At 59.9% G+C, this 17,210-nt stretch carries 12 protein-coding genes; 5 read left to right on the top strand and 7 right to left on the bottom strand.

From position 1 onward, the window contains the following. Positions 1–72 precede the first annotated feature (72 nt). The 3 genes from dinB to CLV84_RS21825 form a co-directional block, all read right to left on the bottom strand. On the bottom strand, positions 73–1,206 hold the full coding sequence (gene dinB / locus CLV84_RS09030; RefSeq protein ID WP_104419388.1) for a DNA polymerase IV: 1,134 nt from the start codon (positions 1,204–1,206) through the stop codon (positions 73–75). Positions 1,207–1,330: 124 nt separating this feature from the next. Further along, on the bottom strand, positions 1,331–4,627 hold the full coding sequence (gene dnaE, locus CLV84_RS09035; RefSeq protein ID WP_170067633.1) for a DNA polymerase III subunit alpha: 3,297 nt from the start codon (positions 4,625–4,627) through the stop codon (positions 1,331–1,333). Between the two features lie 28 nt (positions 4,628–4,655). Beyond that, positions 4,656–4,907, bottom strand: a complete 252-nt coding sequence (locus CLV84_RS21825) for a hypothetical protein (protein ID WP_170067634.1) — start codon at positions 4,905–4,907, stop codon at positions 4,656–4,658. A gap of 322 nt (positions 4,908–5,229) precedes the next feature. Here CLV84_RS21825 and CLV84_RS09040 point away from each other — a divergent pair, with 322 nt between their 5' ends. The 3 genes from CLV84_RS09040 to CLV84_RS09050 all read left to right on the top strand — a co-directional run bounded on the left by CLV84_RS09040 (position 5,230) and on the right by CLV84_RS09050 (position 6,937). Beyond that, positions 5,230–6,246: a hypothetical protein gene (locus CLV84_RS09040; RefSeq protein ID WP_104419390.1), complete on the top strand. Its 1,017-nt coding sequence runs from the start codon at positions 5,230–5,232 to the stop codon at positions 6,244–6,246. Between the two features lie 303 nt (positions 6,247–6,549). Continuing rightward, positions 6,550–6,765, top strand: coding sequence for a hypothetical protein (locus tag CLV84_RS09045; protein WP_104419391.1), 216 nt, complete (start codon positions 6,550–6,552; stop codon positions 6,763–6,765). Next, complete coding sequence (locus CLV84_RS09050; protein ID WP_104419392.1) at positions 6,752–6,937, top strand: hypothetical protein; 186 nt, start codon at positions 6,752–6,754, stop codon at positions 6,935–6,937. The genes CLV84_RS09045 and CLV84_RS09050 overlap by 14 nt, the downstream gene beginning before the upstream one ends. Positions 6,938–7,001: 64 nt before the next feature. Here CLV84_RS09050 and CLV84_RS09055 read toward each other — a convergent pair whose 3' ends face one another. Further along, the gene (locus tag CLV84_RS09055; RefSeq protein WP_104419547.1) at positions 7,002–7,913 is read right to left on the bottom strand and encodes a metallophosphoesterase; all 912 of its coding nucleotides are present in this window, start codon (positions 7,911–7,913) and stop codon (positions 7,002–7,004) included. Positions 7,914–8,065: 152 nt separating this feature from the next. Between CLV84_RS09055 and CLV84_RS09060 the strand changes: the two genes are divergently transcribed. Continuing rightward, positions 8,066–9,229: a Gfo/Idh/MocA family protein gene (locus CLV84_RS09060; protein ID WP_104419393.1), complete on the top strand. Its 1,164-nt coding sequence runs from the start codon at positions 8,066–8,068 to the stop codon at positions 9,227–9,229. Between the two features lie 92 nt (positions 9,230–9,321). After that, positions 9,322–10,464, top strand: coding sequence for a mannonate dehydratase (uxuA, locus tag CLV84_RS09065; protein WP_104419394.1), 1,143 nt, complete (start codon positions 9,322–9,324; stop codon positions 10,462–10,464). Here the strand turns inward: uxuA and CLV84_RS09070 are convergent. From CLV84_RS09070 to CLV84_RS09080, 3 genes are all read right to left on the bottom strand, one after another. Next, the gene (locus CLV84_RS09070; protein ID WP_146088761.1) at positions 10,448–13,318 is read right to left on the bottom strand and encodes a gliding motility-associated C-terminal domain-containing protein; all 2,871 of its coding nucleotides are present in this window, start codon (positions 13,316–13,318) and stop codon (positions 10,448–10,450) included. The genes uxuA and CLV84_RS09070 overlap by 17 nt on opposite strands. A gap of 151 nt (positions 13,319–13,469) precedes the next feature. Next, entirely contained in the window at positions 13,470–16,289 is a 2,820-nt protein-coding gene (locus tag CLV84_RS09075) for a T9SS type B sorting domain-containing protein (RefSeq protein ID WP_146088762.1), read from the bottom strand. Positions 16,290–16,472: 183 nt separating this feature from the next. Further along, positions 16,473–17,204: an SDR family NAD(P)-dependent oxidoreductase gene (locus tag CLV84_RS09080; RefSeq protein WP_104419397.1), complete on the bottom strand. Its 732-nt coding sequence runs from the start codon at positions 17,202–17,204 to the stop codon at positions 16,473–16,475. Between the last annotated feature and the right edge of the window lie 6 nt (positions 17,205–17,210).

Raw genomic sequence — 17,210 nt, forward strand, 5'->3', positions numbered from 1 at the left:
CGAGCGCAGCGAGCATCCCCTAGCGGTAGCTCTTCGTACTTCGTCCTTCAAACATCAGACTTCGTACTTCTCCTAGCCCACCGCCACCGCCGTCTTCCCGAACCGCCCCCGCACCTTGTCCAGGGCCAGCAGCAGGCGGCTGTTCTCCTCGGTGTCGTTGAACAGGTCCAGTTGGGTGTGGCCGCTAGCCAGCAGATCGAAGCGGACCCCGATCAGGCGGATGCACTGCCGGCGGGTGAACAGCTCCCGGAAGAGCGTTTCGGCCACGGGCACCAGTTGTTGGTCGTGGGCCGTATAGTCGATGCGGCGCGCGCGGGTGTAGGTGTTGAAGTCGGTGTAGCGGATCTTGACCGTCACGCGGGCCGTCAAGCGGCCGGCCTGGCGGAGGTCGTAGGCCAGTCGGGCCGTCTGGTGACGGAGCTTGCGCAGCAGAAACTCCATGTCGATGGTATCCGTCTGGAAAGTGGATTCGGAGGAAAAGGATTTCCGCTCTGTATACGGCACCACCGGCCGGTGGTCGATGCCGTTGGCGCGGCGGTGGTACTCGCGGCCCATACTGCCGAATTCCCGCTCTAGCAACGACACTGGCACCTGGCTCAGCGTCCCCGCCCTGCGGATGCCCATCAGGCTCATCTTCCGGGCCGTCACGGAGCCGATGCTCGGGATTTTGCGCACGGGCAGGGGAGAAAGGAAGGCGCGTTCGGCCCCCGTCTGCACCCAACCGGAGCCGTTGGGCTTGGATTCGCCGGCGCGTACCTTCGATACCAGCTTGTTGATGGCCAGTCCGGCCGAGATTGGTAAGCCCGTTTCCCGGATGATGCGCTGCCGCAGTTCCCCGCTCCACTTCACGCAGCCCACGTGGCGGTCCATCCCCGTCATGTCCACGTAGAATTCGTCGATGGAGGCCTTTTCGAACACCGGCCCCTCCTCGGCGATGATCTCGGTCACCATCCCGGAATGCTTTTCGTAGTCCTCATAGTCGCCGCGCACGGTCCGCGCGTCCGGGCACCTGCGCAACGCGATCGCCATCGGCATGCCCGCGTGGATACCGAAGCGCCGCGCCTCGTAGCTGCAGGAGGTCACCACGCCGCGCCCCCCGGTACCGCCCACGATCAGCGGAATGCCGGCCAGGGCCGCGTTCTTCTTGATTTCCACGGAGGCGAAGAAGGCGTCCATGTCTAGGTGGAGAATGGCTCGTTGGTACATGCTCAGGAGTGAATTAGTGAAGGACTGAATTAGCGAATCATCAGCGCGGAGGACATCCGGTGTGTTGCCGACGCAGGAGGCCTCATCGGATGTCTCTCCGTGCGCGCCTACCCCCTATGACCTACTACTTAGGCACCCGAGGAATTAAACTCTCCCGGCGCGTAGGCGGCGGTTCCGCGGGCGAGCCGCGGTCGTCGGTGAAGCGGAGGTCGCGGAGGTAGGGCAGGCGCTCCATGTGGTCGACCTCGATGCAGGGGAAGTCGAATTCGCGGGTCACCTTACCGGCCAGGCGGTACACCCCGGCGCCGCGGAACGGGAAGCGGAGGTAGGCATCCGGGAAGTGGACGCTGTCGAGGTAGCGGCCGTGCTCGTCGAGCCAGCAGCCGAAGCTCATCCGCTCTTGCTTGATGGTCGGTACCACCTTGTCGCAAACGAAGTAAGCGAGTAGTTCCGTCCGGTCGTTGCTGCGTACGTGCGCCAGCGGGTGGACGTCTCTTTTTTGCGCCGGGGCGCAGGAGGAAGGCAGATCCCAGGAGTTCGGGCTCGTCAGCCGAGTTCCGGCGGTGGCCGGCTCGTCTGCCGAGTGCGGGCTCCTGGCGATAGCCGGCTCGTCTGCCGGGTGCGGGCTCCTGGCGGTAGCCGGCTCGTCTGCCGGGTGCGGTACCCCGGTGGTGGCTTCACTCGTCAGACGAACTTTTCCCGACTCCGCCGGGGAAAAGGATTCGGCTGACGAGGGCTGGGTAGCCGGCTGCCCCACCTCCACCAGCCAAAACGGCGAACAAAGCGGAAACCCCAACAACTCCAGTTCGTCGAAGGCCTGGTCGAATTGCCGGGAGCTGAGCCGGTGGCCGGGCCGGTGATTGGGGGCTTCGTCGAGGGGGAAGTCGTAGTCGGGCGCCACGCGGGCGAACAGGTCGAGGGAAGAGGCTTTCTTCAGCCGCGGATTGAAGACGGCGTTCTTCTCCCACAGCAATTCCGACTTGCGCTTGCCCGTGAAGCGAAAGGCCCCGATGCGAATCAGCAGTTCCAACTGGCTGCTCTCCACGTCGACGCGGGCGCAGAAGTCGGTCAGGTCGCGAAAGGGGCCGTGCTGTTTGCGCTCCAGAATGAAGCGATGTACCAGTTGCTCCGATACGCTCTTCACGTGGATGAAACCGAGGTAGAGGTCCCGGTCCTTCAGGTCGGTCAGGTAAATGCTTTTATTGATGCAGGGAGCGTGAATCTCCGCGCCTTCCATGCGCGCCTCGTGGACGTAGAATTCCGTCTTGTAAAAACCCCCGAAGTTGTTGATCACCCCCACGATGAATTCCAGGGGGTAATAGGCCTTCAGGTACAGGCTCTGGAAGCTCTCCACCGCGAAACTCGCCGAATGCGCCTTGCAGAAGGAGTAGCCCGAAAAGCTTTCCACCTGACGCCAGACCTCCGCCGCGGTTTCGCCGGAATGCCCCCGCTCCCGCGCTCCGGCGAAAAACTTCTGCCGCAGCGCCTCGAAGGTGTCGCCGTCGTGCTTCTTGCCCGACATGATGCGCCGCAGTACGTCGCTCTCGTCCAGGTCGAGGCCGGCGAAGTGGTGGACGATTTTCATCACGTCCTCCTGGTACACCATGATGCCGAAGGTCTCGCCCAGGTGCTCCCGGAAGACCGGATCGATGTACTCGAAGCTGTGCGGGTAGTGGTAGCGGCGGATGTATTCCTTCATCATGCCCGACTTGGCCACGCCGGGGCGGATGATGCTGGAGGCCGCCACGAGGTGGATGTAATTGTCGCAGCCCAGCTTGGTGAGTAAGCCGCGCATGGCCGGCGATTCGATATAGAAGCAGCCCAGGGCACGACCGGCCTTGAGCATGGAGCGCACCTGCGGGTCGTTTTTGATGGTGTCCAGGGCCTGCAGGTCGACCGTTTTGCCGTGGTTGCGGTAAACGAGGTCGGCGGCGGAGCGCAGGTGACCGAGGCCCCGCTGACTCAGGATATCGTACTTGTGCAGCCCCATATCCTCGGCGTGGTACATATCGCAGTGGGCCACCGGGAAGCCCTTGGGCATCAGCCGCTGGGCGGTATGGTAGTAGATCGGTTTTTCCGTGATGAGGATACCGCCGGCGTGGATACTGAGGTGGTTGGGCAGGCCCACCAGCCGGCGGGCGATGTCGACGACGGTACGGGCCTTCGGGTCTTCGTCGGCTCGGCCGTGGGGGTCGCGCACCAGCTGGTCGATTTCCTCTTTGGGTAGTCCGTACACTTTGGCTACCTCGCGCAGGGCGGCCCGGCCCTGGAAGGTGGAGTAGGTAGCCAGCAGGGCGGTGTACTCCCGGCCGTAGCGCTTGAAGACGTAATCGGTGACGTCGTCCCGCTCGTCCCAGCTGAAGTCGATGTCGAAGTCCGGCGGACTGGCGCGGTAGGGGTTGATGAAGCGTTCGAAGTAAAGATCCAGTTCCAGGGGGTCGACGTCGCTGATGCCGATGTTGTAGGCTACTATCGAGTTGGCGCCGGAACCCCGCCCTACGTGCTGGTAGCCGGCCATGCGGGCGTAGCGGACGATGTCGTGGGTGATCAGGAAGTAGGGGCCGAATTTTTGCTTACGGATCACGGCCAGTTCCCGTTCGGTGCGCAGGCGGGCCTTTTGAAAGCGGGGGCCGGGCGGATAGCGGCGGGCTACGCCGGCCAGGGCGAGCTTCTCCAGTAGCCGGTAATCGCCGGGTTCGGAGCCGGTGAAGGTCTGGCGGTTGATGTGCAGGCCGGTATCGAGCTCGGCGGTGCAGGAGTCGACGATGCGCTGGGTATTGCGTACGATGGCGGGGTAGGGGCGGTAGAATTGCCGCAGGGTGTCGGGGGGCAGCAGGCGGTCGCCCCGCTTGGCCAGGTCACGGGGGGTGAGCTTGGTATGGATGGTATTTCGGTCGATGGCCCGCAGGGTACGGTGCAGGTCGTAGTCCTCCTCGGTGATGGCGACCACCGGAGCGAGTACGATCAGTTTGTGCTGGTGGTGACGCAGCTCGTGGCTAAAGAGGCGATTGACGTGCTGGGGCCGGATGCCGAGCAGCTCGTTGTCGCGGAAGTCACGGATGGGCTTGCACAGGCGGGGGTAGACGATCCAGACGTTTTCCAGCGGTGGGGGAACGGTGGGCAGGGGCCGGTCGTCCAGGGAATGATCGCTGAGGAAGCGACAAAGGTTATGCCAGCCCTCGGCGTTGCGCGCCAGCCCGGTGTAGAGCCACTGGTCGTCTTCGCTGCGGAAGCAGATACCCAGGATGGGCTTGACCCCCAACTCGCGGCAGCACTGGATGAATTCCACCGCGCAGCTGGTATTGTTGTTGTCGGTAAGGGCCAGGCACTCCACCCCCCAGGCGGCGGCCTTTTCGACAAGGCGGCGCGGCGGGAGTACGCCGTAGCGGAGACTGAAGGAAGTGTGGCAGTTGAGATGCACGGGGGAGGGGAGAAGTACGATGTTTGATTTACGAAGTACGAAGGGGCTGCCGCACCTCTCCGTCCGGTCGGCTACGCCTCCCATTCGTGGAGCGCTCCCCTGCCCCCGGCACTACCCACCCCGCACGGCCCCGGAAGGGACGATCTACACCAGTGGGGGTGATGGCCTGCCCCGTAACGTTATCCGGCGGGAAGTCATGGTACAAGTAGGCACGGAGCGGCAGGGTCGGGTAGGGGAAGCCCAATGAGGCTTCCCCTCCCGGCGGGGGGGAGAATGACATGTTTCTGTGAGTATTCGTTAAATCAAAGACGGGTCAAACAAACCCGCCAAGTGCGAAAAAAAATTAATAAACATGAACGGGTAATAACCGTCCGATCCTGCTGTCTGAAATCCATTGGCGCACCTTGCGCAGCGGCAAAGTAACACGACTTCTAACTTTAAAACAAATTATTTGTTTTATGAATTACAAAAAACAACACGCCGTCCGTTCAACTTTGTTTGCGGGAAATGTGAGCATTGCGGGGCGCGGCGGTGTTGGTTGCTTGAATTCGGGTACCGGCATGCAATGTGGCTATTGCAAAACAGCCGGATAAACGGATGCTATGAACCAACAAAAATATAGTCACCAGCACGCCTTTTTCGATCGGCTGAGTAAGCGATTTGCTTCCCGCAGTGAACTCGTACAGGCCATAGCGCAAGTACTGCACGTGGGAAAGGACGCCGTCTACCGGCGGCTGCGGGGCGATACCGCCCTGACCGCCGACGAAATGATGTTGCTCGCCGAAACCTACCGGCTCAAACTGGGAGTAGGCCAGGAGAAAGCCGTGCCGACGCTACGCTTTCCAGACGATCGCTACACCATCCGCAATGAATTCGATCATTTCTTACAGCTACACCGTCGCTGGGGGGAGCTCAAGCGCTTGCCGGGCGCCAACTTCGACTTTGCTTCCCCGGAGCTGCCGATGTACTATGAGCTGGCCACGCCAATGCTGCGCAGTTTCAAGATTTTTATGTTCGGCCTGACTACCTGGAACCTGACTAAGTGGAAGGGCTTAAGTTTTTCTCCCTCCCTGATCGACGACGAGTTGCACCGGATCGTGGAAGACACCATTCGCCAGCACTACGGCGTACCCGCCCGGGAGCTCTGGTCGGTCGGTGTACTGGACGTGACCCTGCGACAAGTAAATTATATGGTGCAGATCGGAAAATTCGAGCGTACCGATCACGTGGAGCAGATCTTTGACGAACTGTTCCTGATCGTCGATCACCTGGAGCAGATGGTACGGACCGGAAAACGCTTCCCCCTGGGAGAAAAGCCCGGAGATAATAGCCCCAACTTCCGCGTCTACCACAACGAACTGTCTAATACCAGCAACGTCGTCATCGTAAAGTCGGATATCCGCCCCTTTCTGTTCACCACCCTTGTGACCCCCAACTACGTGGCTACCGCCAACCCCGAACTCTGCGCCGAGGTGCAATGCTGGTTCGATAACTTGGTCGAACACGGTAATGCCCTACACGCGGAATCCGGAAAGTACGCCGCCCACTATTTTGGCTACCTCAGAACCCAAATCAGGCAGTACAGGGAGCGATTATGGGCGGGACAAAACGTTTTTTGAAGAAAAGATATGTTAAAACGTGGAGAAATATACGCCCCCACGAACTTTTACAAAGAGGGCTGCGTACTTACTGGAACAGGCCCGAAGTAACCGCTTTATTAATATGCGATAAAGCCATATGTATTCGGCAGCATAAATTGCCAAATATAATAAGACACAAAGTACGTACCTTAGCGGCATAATTAACTTTCACGCAAAGTTAGTTTCAAGATTAGGTTTATTTTTCATGAGAGACGCTGTGGACAACACAGTCGTATAACAAGGACCCGGGCATTTTGCCTGGGTCTCTTTATTTTGCACCCGATGGAACGAAGCCCCGAAAGTAAAGCGAAGTTTCACGCCGCCCTGGCGTGGGTGCCCGTTCTGGTGTATTTCGTGACGAAGTACCTGGTTTTTGGTAATGAAATGCCAAGAAGCCAGTGGTGGATGCTGATCGCCGCCGTCATCCTCGCCGAAATAGCCCTGTGGCGTTACCGCCGGCAAGCACTGCGCAACGAACCTCCCCATGGAACCAATTAGAAAAGACAAGCCGAGTCCGGGGCTCTTCCTGCTCATGACGGCGGTATATTTTGCCAGCTACTTCGGGCTGAAGTACGGCGTGTTCGGGGGCGCTATACCCTGGTACTATAACTTGGTGCTCATTTTGGCCTGTCTGGGGCTCGCCGTCTGGCTAAGCAAACGGGGGAAATAACTTATTAGATACGATAAAAGAACGGTTCGCCGGGTGAAGCGGCTCAGTCGGCTTTGCCGGCAAGCTATACCGCCACGAGCTTGTCTAGCGTAAGCGCTTCCTCCCCGTCGAAGCGGTAAGCCACCAGCTGTCCGTCGCGTGCTACGCTGTAATCCAGGCAGCATACATTGTGGCGGAATAACAAGGGCGTACCCCGTAGCCAGTAATGGCCGAAGAATACGTGTTTCTCGGTCACGCCGTAGTAATCGGTTTCCTCGCCGGTGTAAAGCAGGCTCTCCAGCTCCGGATCGGTGCCGTGCACGCTGAGGTCGCCGTAGGTCGCGCCACTCGGGTCTTTCCACCATTTGTGGCGCAGGGCCATGCGGCGGTTGCCGTCCTTGTCCAGGAAATGATTGCCGTCTGGTAAAGAAAACTCGGGGCCCTTCAGTACCCGGTCGATGGCCTGGGCGAGCGGGGTTTCCAGGGCGTCGAGCTCCTGGGGGACGGGGTCGGGGAGCCGATCGTCATCCAGTTCTTCGCGCAGCCGACCGATGCTCAGCGGATTCCAGCAGGCGTGAACGACCCGGAAGTCATCCTCTTCGTAGTACAGCGGCAGGGTACGGAACCAGCGGATGTAATCGTCGTATTCGGAGCGGCGGTCCCGGAATTGTTCCAGGGTCGTGCCGTGCTGCCGGATGTTTTTTTCGGAACGGGGGCGCAGATAGCCGTTCCCGTCGGCCCGCGGGGTATTGTAGAGGATGGCGTTGTATTCGTGGTTGCCCATCACGGCGCGGGCGGCACCGCCCTCGACCATCTCCCGTACGATACGCAGCACCTTCGGGCTGTCGGGGCCCCGGTCGATAAAGTCACCCACAAAGAAGGCTTTTCGGGAAACGTGGCGGTAGCCGTCGCCGGCGGGGCGGTAGCCCATGCGGCGCAGCAGCCGTTCCAGCTCGTCGGCGTGACCGTGGATGTCGCCAATGAAATCGTAGGGCATGGAGGGGGCGTATTTTTGTTCGGGCGCCGGAGCGCGGGGGCAACGATTATCGGAAAAAGCAATGCGCGAACCCAAACCTTAATTCCCGGTCGGATGAACAAGGTTCGGAATTGCGTATTAGCAAAACGATTGATCACTAATCCGTTCGCCCCATGGCCCAAAAGAAATCTATTTCCACCCGACGCCGCTTCCTCCGCCAGTCCGCCGCGGCAACGGGATTCCTCTTCGCCCCGGGTCTAATTGGCTGCACTTCGGGCAACAACAATACCTCCGCCGAAGACGCCGCACCCGCGCCCCGGCGCCCGAATCAGGACCGGAAGCTAGGCGTCGCCATCCTCGGATTGGGCGGTTACGCCTCCGGGCAGATCGCCCCGGCCCTGCAACTGACCGAGCACTGCGAACTGCGTGGCCTCATTACCGGCAGCCCCGAAAAGCTCCCCGAATGGCAGGAAAAGTACAACGTCAAGGAGGCCAATAGCTATACTTACGATACGATGGACGAGATCGCCGACAACGACGAGATCGATGTTATTTACGTGATCACACCCACGGCTACCCACCGCGACTTTGCCGTCCGCGCCGCCAATACCGGTAAGCACGTCTGGTGCGAGAAGCCCATGGCCATGACGGCGGAAGAGTGCCAGGATATGATCGACGCCTGTAACGAAAACGGCGTGCGCCTGGCCATCGGCTACCGGATGATGCACGAACCCAACACCCGCAAGCTGATCGAACTGACCGAGGAGCGCGCCTACGGAGCCCTGACCGGTGCCCACGCCTACGCCGGCTACGGCGGATCGCCCCCCTCCACCGATAACTGGCGCGGCCAGCGGGATATGGGTGGCGGAGCGCTGTACGATATGGGTGTTTACAGCGTCAATGGACTGCGCTACGGCACCCAGATGGCCCCCGAAGCCGTGGTCAAAGCCACGCAAACTCGCCAGGATCACGCTAACGCCGTCGATCTCACCACGGAATACACGCTGCGCTACCCGGGCGGCATGCTCGCCGAGGGCAAAACCAGTGTAGTCACCAACTACAACGAACTCCACATTGAGGCCGAGGAGGGCTGGTACGAGATGGATCCGATGCAACCCTACACCGGCGTGACGGGCGAAACCAGCGACGGCAAGCTACTCGGCCCGGCCGTGGAGAATCAGCAATCCATCCAGATGGACGATGACGCCCTGGCAATCATGAACGATACTGAATTCATCGCCCCCGGCACCCTGGGGCTGAAGGACGTTGCCGTGATCCAGGCCATCATTGAAAGCGCCGCATCCGGGCAGGAGGTCGCCATCGAGCACCAGGGATAGAGCCCGTCGGCAGCCAAGGCGAAAGGCGCATGCGGTTGGGGTGAACAGATTAATCGTAAAGCGTACTTTGGCCCTTCCAAAACGAAAATCCTATGTTTCCCACCTGGCGCTGGTACGGCCCGAAAGATCCCATAAGCATTGACGAAGTTGCCGCCCTGGATGTACGGGGCGTGGTGACGGCCCTCCACCACGTGGAAAACGGGGCGGTGTGGAGCCGCGAGGAGATCCGGCAACGGAAGAAAGAGCTGAAAGAACTGCCTTGGTCGGTAGTGGAAAGCATCCCCGTACACGAAGGCATCAAGCAAAACACGGAAGCGGCGCCGAAGCTGCTGGAGAACTACCGCCAATCGCTGCGCAACCTCGCCGCCGAGGGCGTCACGACGGTATGCTACAACTTTATGCCGGTGCTCGACTGGACGCGTACCCGACTGGTGGTGCCCGTACCGGGCGGCACGACGGTGGCGCTAGACGGACTGGATCTGCTGGCCTTCGACCTGTTCATCCTCAACCGGCCCCACGCCGCGGAGGATTATCCGGCCGAACTGGTAGAGCTGGCCACCGATCACTACGAGGAGATGACCGCGGCCGACAAGCAGGAAGTGAGCGATAATATGCTTAAGGGGCTCCCCGGGTCGGAAGAAAGCTTCGAGCTGGCCACCTTCAAGCAGGCCATCGAACCCTATCGCCACATCACCGCGGCGGAGTTTAAGGAGAATCTGCGGCGCTTCCTGGAGGCTATCGTACCCACGGCGGCCGAGGAGGGCATCAAGCTGACCGTCCACCCCGACGATCCGCCCTGGCCGGTGGTCGGCCTGCCCCGCATCGTATCCACCCAAAAAGACCTGCAGGAGATCATGGAGATGGTCGACGATAAGGCCAACGGTATTTGCCTCTGCACGGGGTCGCTGGGCGCGCGTTCGGACAACGACCTGCCCGCCATGGCCCGCGAGTTTCTCGATCGGATCCATTTCGTGCACCTGCGCAACGTCGCCCGTTCCCCCCACGCCAGCTTCCGCGAAAGCGGTCACCTGCAGGGCGACGTCGACATGGCCGCCGTGATGGCAGAACTGCTCAGGGGAAAAACGGACGTCCCCTACCGCCCCGACCATGGCTTCACCCTCTTCGACGACCGCAAACGGCAAACCTACCCGGGCTACAGCCTGTACGGTCGGATGCGCGGACTGGCGGAACTGGAAGGATTACGTGCCGGGTTGTCGGCTACTTCACGAGGGTAACCGATCCTTCGAGCGGAACGATGGTATTATCGGCCAAGCGCACCTTGGCCGTGTAGACGTAGACGCCAACGGATAGGGGCTTACCGCGGTAGGTTCCATCCCAGGCACCGTCCTGACGATCGTCTTTTTGCCAGAGCAATTCCCCCCAGCGGTCGAAGATCATGAGTTCGGTCAGGGTAGCGGAACGTTCGGGCAGGTAGATGCGGAAGACGTCGTTATTGCCGTCGCCGTTCGGGCTGAATGCATTTGGTACGTAAATGCGGGGGCTGCGGTCTACGTACACCAGGACGCTATCGGTAACGGTACAACTCTCCGGCGTGATGTAGGTGACGCTGTAGGCGGTGGTTGCAAAGGGCGATGCTACGGGGGCGGCGCAATCCGCACAGCTCAGCGACCGGGCGGGCGTCCAGGAAATGGAACCCGTGGCGTTCGTTAATTCGGGGGCTCCTCCGTCCAGCTCGACGGAATCGCCCAGCAAGATATAGCGGTCGGGACCGAGATCGATATCGGGTACCACCAACTCGTTCAGCGTAACGGAAACCGGTTCGGAGGCACAGCCCGTAGCGTCTTCGATCCATGCTTCGTAGGTGCCGGCGGAGAGGCCGGTGAAATCGGTATCCAGTTGTTCCCCATGCTCGGAAAGCACGTATGAATAGGGTGGAGTCCCCCCCTCTCCGGTCAGGGAAAGGAATCCGCTGGTGCCGCTTCCGCAATCGTCGTATCCCGAAACGACCGAGGCGGTAAGCGGGGGCGTGCCCGTGAGGGTGACCGATTGTTCGATCGTGCAGCCCGCCGCGTCCGTAATGACGAGAGCATAGTTGCCGACCGGGAGGTTAGCGCGGGTGGAGGGATTGCCCTCTTCGTAATCCGGTTTGCCGTTCTTGTACCATTTCACCGTATACGGGTATTTGCCCGTAATGGCGGTAATGGCGATGCTCCCGCCGGTGCCACAGACCGTCTGGTCGACGGCTATATCGGCGGTAAAGGAGTTGTGATTCCGGACGGTGTAGGTGGCGGTTTTCGGACAGCGCGCCCCGTCCTGTAGCGAAACCGAGTAGTCGCCCGGAACGGTAACGTCTAAAGTGGCTTGGTTATCGCCTACGACTTGGCCGGCTGCGTTCCGCCATTCGTACTGAATGTTTTCGGGGCGGTCGACGGTCAGTGCGATACGGCCGTCACCGCCGTTGCAGTAGATATCCTGAATCGCTGCATCGTGGATTTGGAAAGGCTCGGAAACCGGCAAGAAAATAGTATCCGTCTGAGTGCCGCAGTCGGTGCGGATAAAGGCCAGGATAGCTTCCTCCTCACCCGCCAGGATGCGCAGTTTTCCGTTGCGGGGCGTCAGGTCTTTACCGCTAGCCAGGGACCGAAAATACAGCCGGGTATTCGGCGTCGAAGTGGTGAAATTTACCGTGATGGTATCCCCGATACAGGGTAGGGCCGGCGTGGCTTCCAGGGAATAGGTGAAAGGGGTGTTATCCCGCACTACGATCTCCTCTACGTGTTCGACGCAGTTTTCGGTGACGGTAACGACGTAGGTGCCGGCTTTCGTAACGGTGAGGTGAGCCTCGGTGCTACCATTTTCCCATTCGTAGGTGGCCCCGGTAAAGCGGCGCGCGCTGATCCGGGCCGCCTCCAGGTCGCTACAGAAGGCAATGGAGTCGACAAAGTGATTGGTGACGATCGGGCGCTGAATATGCACCGCTTCGGTGAGCGCGCAGCCCTCGGGGGTGGATACACGCAGTACGTAGTCCCCGTCAACGGAGGGCCCACCCCGGAGGGTGAGGGTACGGGTTACCGACCCGGGAAGCGCAATGCCATTGCGGTACCACTGATAGGTGGCGTTTTCGTGGTGTTGACCGGTAAGGAGGATCTCCTCGTCGCAAACCGTGAGCCCGTCCACGCTCACCGCACCCGCGGCAAACCGATCGAAGGTGGCCGCTTCGTTGAGGATCAGATCGTCGATGAAGTAGTAATTGCGGTAATTACCGTTGTTTGCGCGGCCGTTATCCGGGGCGCAAGAACCGCCGATGGCGAACCCGGCGTAGGAGGCGGTGGGGACAAAATCAAGCTGGGCTCCGGTCCACCTGCCCGGCTCGCCGGACACGGTGATGTTGCCGATGAGTTCGTACCCTTCCGCCCCGGCCGTTTCCGGGCAGTCGTAGTAAGGTCCGAAATTCAGCTGGTGGGTTTCCCGCACGCCATACACGCTTAGTTCGACCGAAGGAGGAGAAGCTACGCTGACGTCAACCCCTTCTTCGGAGGCGGTCTGCGGCTCCATAAAGCCCAGCGAGAAGGTCAGTCGGTAGGCTTTACCCTGGTGCAACCGTTGGCCATCCGTGAAATTGGCGGCCAGGTATTCCCGGTAGCGCTGCGCGGTGGTACCGTCGCCGTTAAGGAACTGGCTGTTGGGGGTATCGCGGACGCCCACCCAGAAACCCGCGATCCCGGTACCGCTGGGGAGGGGTAGGGGCAGCTTTTCCGGAAAGTAAGGGCCGGCGTTGGTGAAGGTGAAAGCGTTCCAGCTGTCGGTGGTGCCCATGGATACGCGCTGCCAGCCGGTCAGGCAGTTCGCCTGGTTGACGGCATCCGGGCGCCCGCCGGGCTGTTCGGAAGTGCAGCCGGATTGCCCGCCGTCAAATTCCTCCAGGGAAGGATTCGGTAATAGGGATGTTAAGGTGGAGGGAAGAGCGCAGCTGCAGTCCGTTTTATCGTTCAAGTCAACCAGGCCGTCTCCATCATCATCGATGCCGTTGGCGCAGTTTTCCTGGGAAAATAAAGGGTAACCTACTAAAAAGAAGGTCAGCAGCAACGCCCACGTCCTCATAAAGAGGACAAGCTGGGCGGTTGTCACAGTGTCGTGTTTAATTCAATTGTGTCGTAAAGCGAAGTAAAGATAAATATATCTTCCACTTATGCACAATAAACACGAACCTTAACACGATGTTCGCGACGGACGCATCTTTTGCCGCCCCCGCAAAGCGCTTTAACTACCCGATAAAGGGCTATCGGGTCAGTAATACCGTGCCCCGGATGGGATGCGTTCCGCCCTTATACAAGCGGACCGTTCCGGCATAAATGTAAGATCCCGCGTCGAGGGGTACTCCCCCCCGGGTTCCGTCCCACTGAACTTCCCGCGCATCCGATGCGAAAACGAGTCCGCCCCATCGGTCGAATACCTTGAAATCGTCGATACGGGTCACGCCTGCGTTGGAGTAGACGGTCAGGATATCGTTGACGCCATCGCCATTCGGGCTGAAGGCCGTAGGTACGTAAATGTTAATGGTGTTTTGTACTTGTACGTGAATAGCATCCGAGTAACTACAGCCATCCGGCAGGAGGAGTCGCGCCATGTATTCTCCCGAGGCTTCCGGATTTGAGGTGGCGATCAGGTTGAAGAAGTCGGGATCGGGGAGAACGGGGCCGGCGGTGGAGCTCCACTCCAGGGTTCCCGCACCGGCGAGGGTGCCCGTAAGCTCGGCTTGCAGGGTGATGGTTTCCCCCAGGTCGACCACGAGGTCCTCGCCCAGGTCGATAGCGACCGGATCCGGAAAATCCAGCGTTACCGGTTGCTCTGCGGACTGGCAGTTTAGGGCATCCCGGACCTGCAGGCGGTAAGCCCCTTCCGACAAATCGGTGAAGGTGGGCGTGGTCTGCTCGGTGGTTCCGATCAGGGAATAGGTATAGGGTGCCGTACCGCCCGCTACGCTTACTTCCAACCGGCCCGTTTGCTCCGGGTAGCAACCATGGATGGATTCGGTGGCGGTAATCTGCAGGGAATCGGGACCTTCGATGCTAAAACGCGCTTCGGTGACGCAATTTTCGGAGTCCCTCAGTTTGGTGAAATAGGTACCCTTCGGCAGATCGGTGAGTACGGTAGCCTGCGTCGGCATGGGCGGATTGTCGGCGGCGGTACGCCACTCGATGCGGTAGGGCGGGGTGCCCCCGGATGGAAAAGCACTGATCGATCCGTCGTTTTCGCAAGATACATCGGTCGTAACGTAGTCTACGGAGAACTTCCGGTCCGCCACGGCATAGGTGAAGGAGGTGGCGCAGCGATCGTGACCGGTAACGGTGACGGCGTAGCGTCCGGCTTGCTTCACCGTGATTTCACTGCTGGTACTGTCCAGCGATTTCTGGGCGGAGTCGGACCACTGGAAAGCCGAGGCGGTACCGTCGGTCACTCGCAGGGCTATTCTGCCTTCGGTACCCTGGCAGTTGACATCGGTGACGGCTGCTTCGGCCGCGAAGGGCTCATAGGCGGGAATGGTGATGATGTCGTTCATCATACCACAGGAAGTGAAAAGCATGGCTGTAACGGTAGCGACGTCGCCCGCTACGACGCGCAGCGGGACGTCCGCCATTTGGTAAAAGAACCCGCCGTCATCGGGCATGTACATCACGCTGTTGGTATACCAATCGGTGTCGACGGTGATCTCTACCGTATCGCCGACGCACGGTTTTTCCGGGGAAAGCCGATACCGGTAAGTGAGGGGTTTGTCCGCCACGGCATGAATCTCTTCGACGCGTTGCTGGCAATTGGCCGTTACGGTCACGGCATAGGTGCCGGGCTCCTTGATGGTCAGGGAGGTTTTACTGGTTCCGTCGGACCAAGCGTACCGGGCACCGAGCACCTTCGTGGCGTAGAGCCGGATGCTGCTGCCGGCGGCGCAGAAGGCTAGGGAATCGGGAAATTGGTCGGGGATAACCGGCCGCTGGATACGAACGGCATCGGAGGTGGAGCACCCCACCGGGTAGTGTGCCCGCAATTGATAACTGCCCTCCTTTCCGGTGGCATCGGTGAGAGTAAGGGTATGTTGCTTGGCTCCGGCGATCGCTATACCGTCGCGGTACCACTGGTAGGTAGCTTCGGAGGAATAGCGGCCGGTCAGAACGATCGCTTCGTCGCAGATATTTTCACCTTCTACGTTGATCGGACCGACGCTGGGCGCCTGGAAAGCGGAGGTCCGGTTGAGGATCAGGTTGTCGATGAAGTAGTAATTGCGGTAGTATTTACTGTCTACCCGTTTCAGGTCGGAGCCGCAGGAGCCGCCGATCGCGAAGGCCGCGTAATCGTTGTCGGCCGTGAACTCAACGACGGATTCCGTCCAAGAGCCTTCTTGTCCCTCCACGGTGACGTTGGCCAGTAGCTCATAGCCTTCCGCGCCGGCATCTTCCGGGCAGTTCTGGTAATACCCGAAGTTGAGTTGGGCGCACTCCCGGATGCCGTAGATGCTTAATTCCACGCCGGAGGGGGAATCCAGATGCACTTGCTTTCCCTTGTTGTCGTATATCTGGGAATTCATAAAGCCGAGGGAAAAGGTCAGTCGGTAATCCTCGCCCCGTTCGATTCCCCGGCCTTCTTCGAAGCAAGAGGCCAGGTATTCCCGGTAGCGCTGCACCAGCGTTCCGTCGCCATTGGCAAACTGAATGCCGTCCGTATCCTTAATGCCCACCCAGAATCCGGCCACGCCCGACCCACTCGGCAGGGGCATGGGCAGTTCGGTGGGGTAGTCGGGTTCCGATCCGGCGAGGGTGAAGGCGTTCCAGGCGTCGGTAGTGCCCAGGCTGGCCCGCTGCCACCCGACCAGGCAGTTGGCCTGATTGGTTCCGTCGGGGAGGCCACCAGGTTGGGAAGACTGGCAGCCGGGCTCGGCGGCGGAAAATTCTTCGAGGGACGGGTTGAGGAGCAGGGAAGGGGTTTCCGGGGCGATCCGGCAACTGCAATCGTCCACATCATTGAGATCGATCCGACCGTCGGCATCGTCGTCGATTCCATTGTCGCAGATTTCCTGAGCGGAAAGGAACAGGGGCAGCAATAGCAAGCTTAGGCTTACGCAATAGCGTAGCAGGGATAGGTTTTGGGACAACACTTTGTTACTATGAGAGACACTAATAAAAACCGCGTATCCGATCCATACTGGATGCCATACCCGGCCGAAAACTTCCCCCCTTTAACTAATTAAAGTCTGCCGGTAGTATACGACGGACGTTAAGGTTCCTCGACCTTATCCATTGAGTTTAATAAATCCACCGTCGATCGGAAAGTCCGTGCCGGTAAGGAAGGCGGCCTCGTCGGAACACAGGTAGGCGGCCAGGTCGGCAACTTCCCGGGGTTCGCCCATTCGCCCGATGGGCTGGGTCTTGGAGAGTTGTTCGAACATTTCCTTTTCCCGGCCGGGGTAATTTTTGGTCAGGTAGGCGTCCACGAACGGGGTATGGACGCGGGCCGGGGAAATGCTGTTGCACCGGATACCATATTGCAGGTAATCCTTGGCGATGGAATAGGTCATCGTAAGCACAGCACCTTTCGTCATGCTGTAAGCGAAGCGGTCGGCCACGGCTACCGTAGCGGCAACGGAGGCCATATTCAGGATGACGCCCCCTTTTTCTTTCATGTGGGGTACGCAGGCCAGGGCGCAGTTGTAGACTCCCTTAATGTTGATGGCGAATAGCCTATCCAGATCGGCCTCGGTCGTATTTTCCAGGTTACCGACGAAGCCGACACCGGCGTTGTTGACGAGAATATCGATCGGGCCGCCCCCGGCTATTGCGGTTATGCAGGAGCGTACGGCATCCTGATCGCTCACGTCGCAGGCATGAAAGCGATTACCCTCGCCCCGGAGATCGAGGACGTGGACGTCCGCCCCCTGTTCACCCAGGGCTTGGGTAATGGCAGCACCGATTCCGCTGCTACCACCGGTGACGATGGCTCGCTTGTTCTGTAGGGAAAATCGCATTGGGCA

The organism is Neolewinella xylanilytica, assembly GCF_002934605.1.
GTDB classification, from domain to species: Bacteria; Bacteroidota; Bacteroidia; order Chitinophagales; family Saprospiraceae; genus Neolewinella; species Neolewinella xylanilytica.

What these genes read in the sequence shown, in the direction of transcription:
- CLV84_RS09050 (WP_104419392.1), top strand. Translation starts at nt 6,752, where the DNA reads ATGGAACCAATTAGAAAAGACAAGCCGAGTCCGGGGCTCTTCCTGCTC.
- dinB (WP_104419388.1), bottom strand. Translation starts at nt 1,206, where the DNA reads ATGTACCAACGAGCCATTCTCCACCTAGACATGGACGCCTTCTTCGCC.
- uxuA (WP_104419394.1), top strand. Translation starts at nt 9,322, where the DNA reads ATGTTTCCCACCTGGCGCTGGTACGGCCCGAAAGATCCCATAAGCATT.
- CLV84_RS09040 (WP_104419390.1), top strand. Translation starts at nt 5,230, where the DNA reads ATGAACCAACAAAAATATAGTCACCAGCACGCCTTTTTCGATCGGCTG.
- CLV84_RS21825 (WP_170067634.1), bottom strand. Translation starts at nt 4,907, where the DNA reads ATGTCATTCTCCCCCCCGCCGGGAGGGGAAGCCTCATTGGGCTTCCCC.
- CLV84_RS09060 (WP_104419393.1), top strand. Translation starts at nt 8,066, where the DNA reads ATGGCCCAAAAGAAATCTATTTCCACCCGACGCCGCTTCCTCCGCCAG.
- CLV84_RS09055 (WP_104419547.1), bottom strand. Translation starts at nt 7,913, where the DNA reads ATGCCCTACGATTTCATTGGCGACATCCACGGTCACGCCGACGAGCTG.
- CLV84_RS09045 (WP_104419391.1), top strand. Translation starts at nt 6,550, where the DNA reads ATGGAACGAAGCCCCGAAAGTAAAGCGAAGTTTCACGCCGCCCTGGCG.
- CLV84_RS09080 (WP_104419397.1), bottom strand. Translation starts at nt 17,204, where the DNA reads ATGCGATTTTCCCTACAGAACAAGCGAGCCATCGTCACCGGTGGTAGC.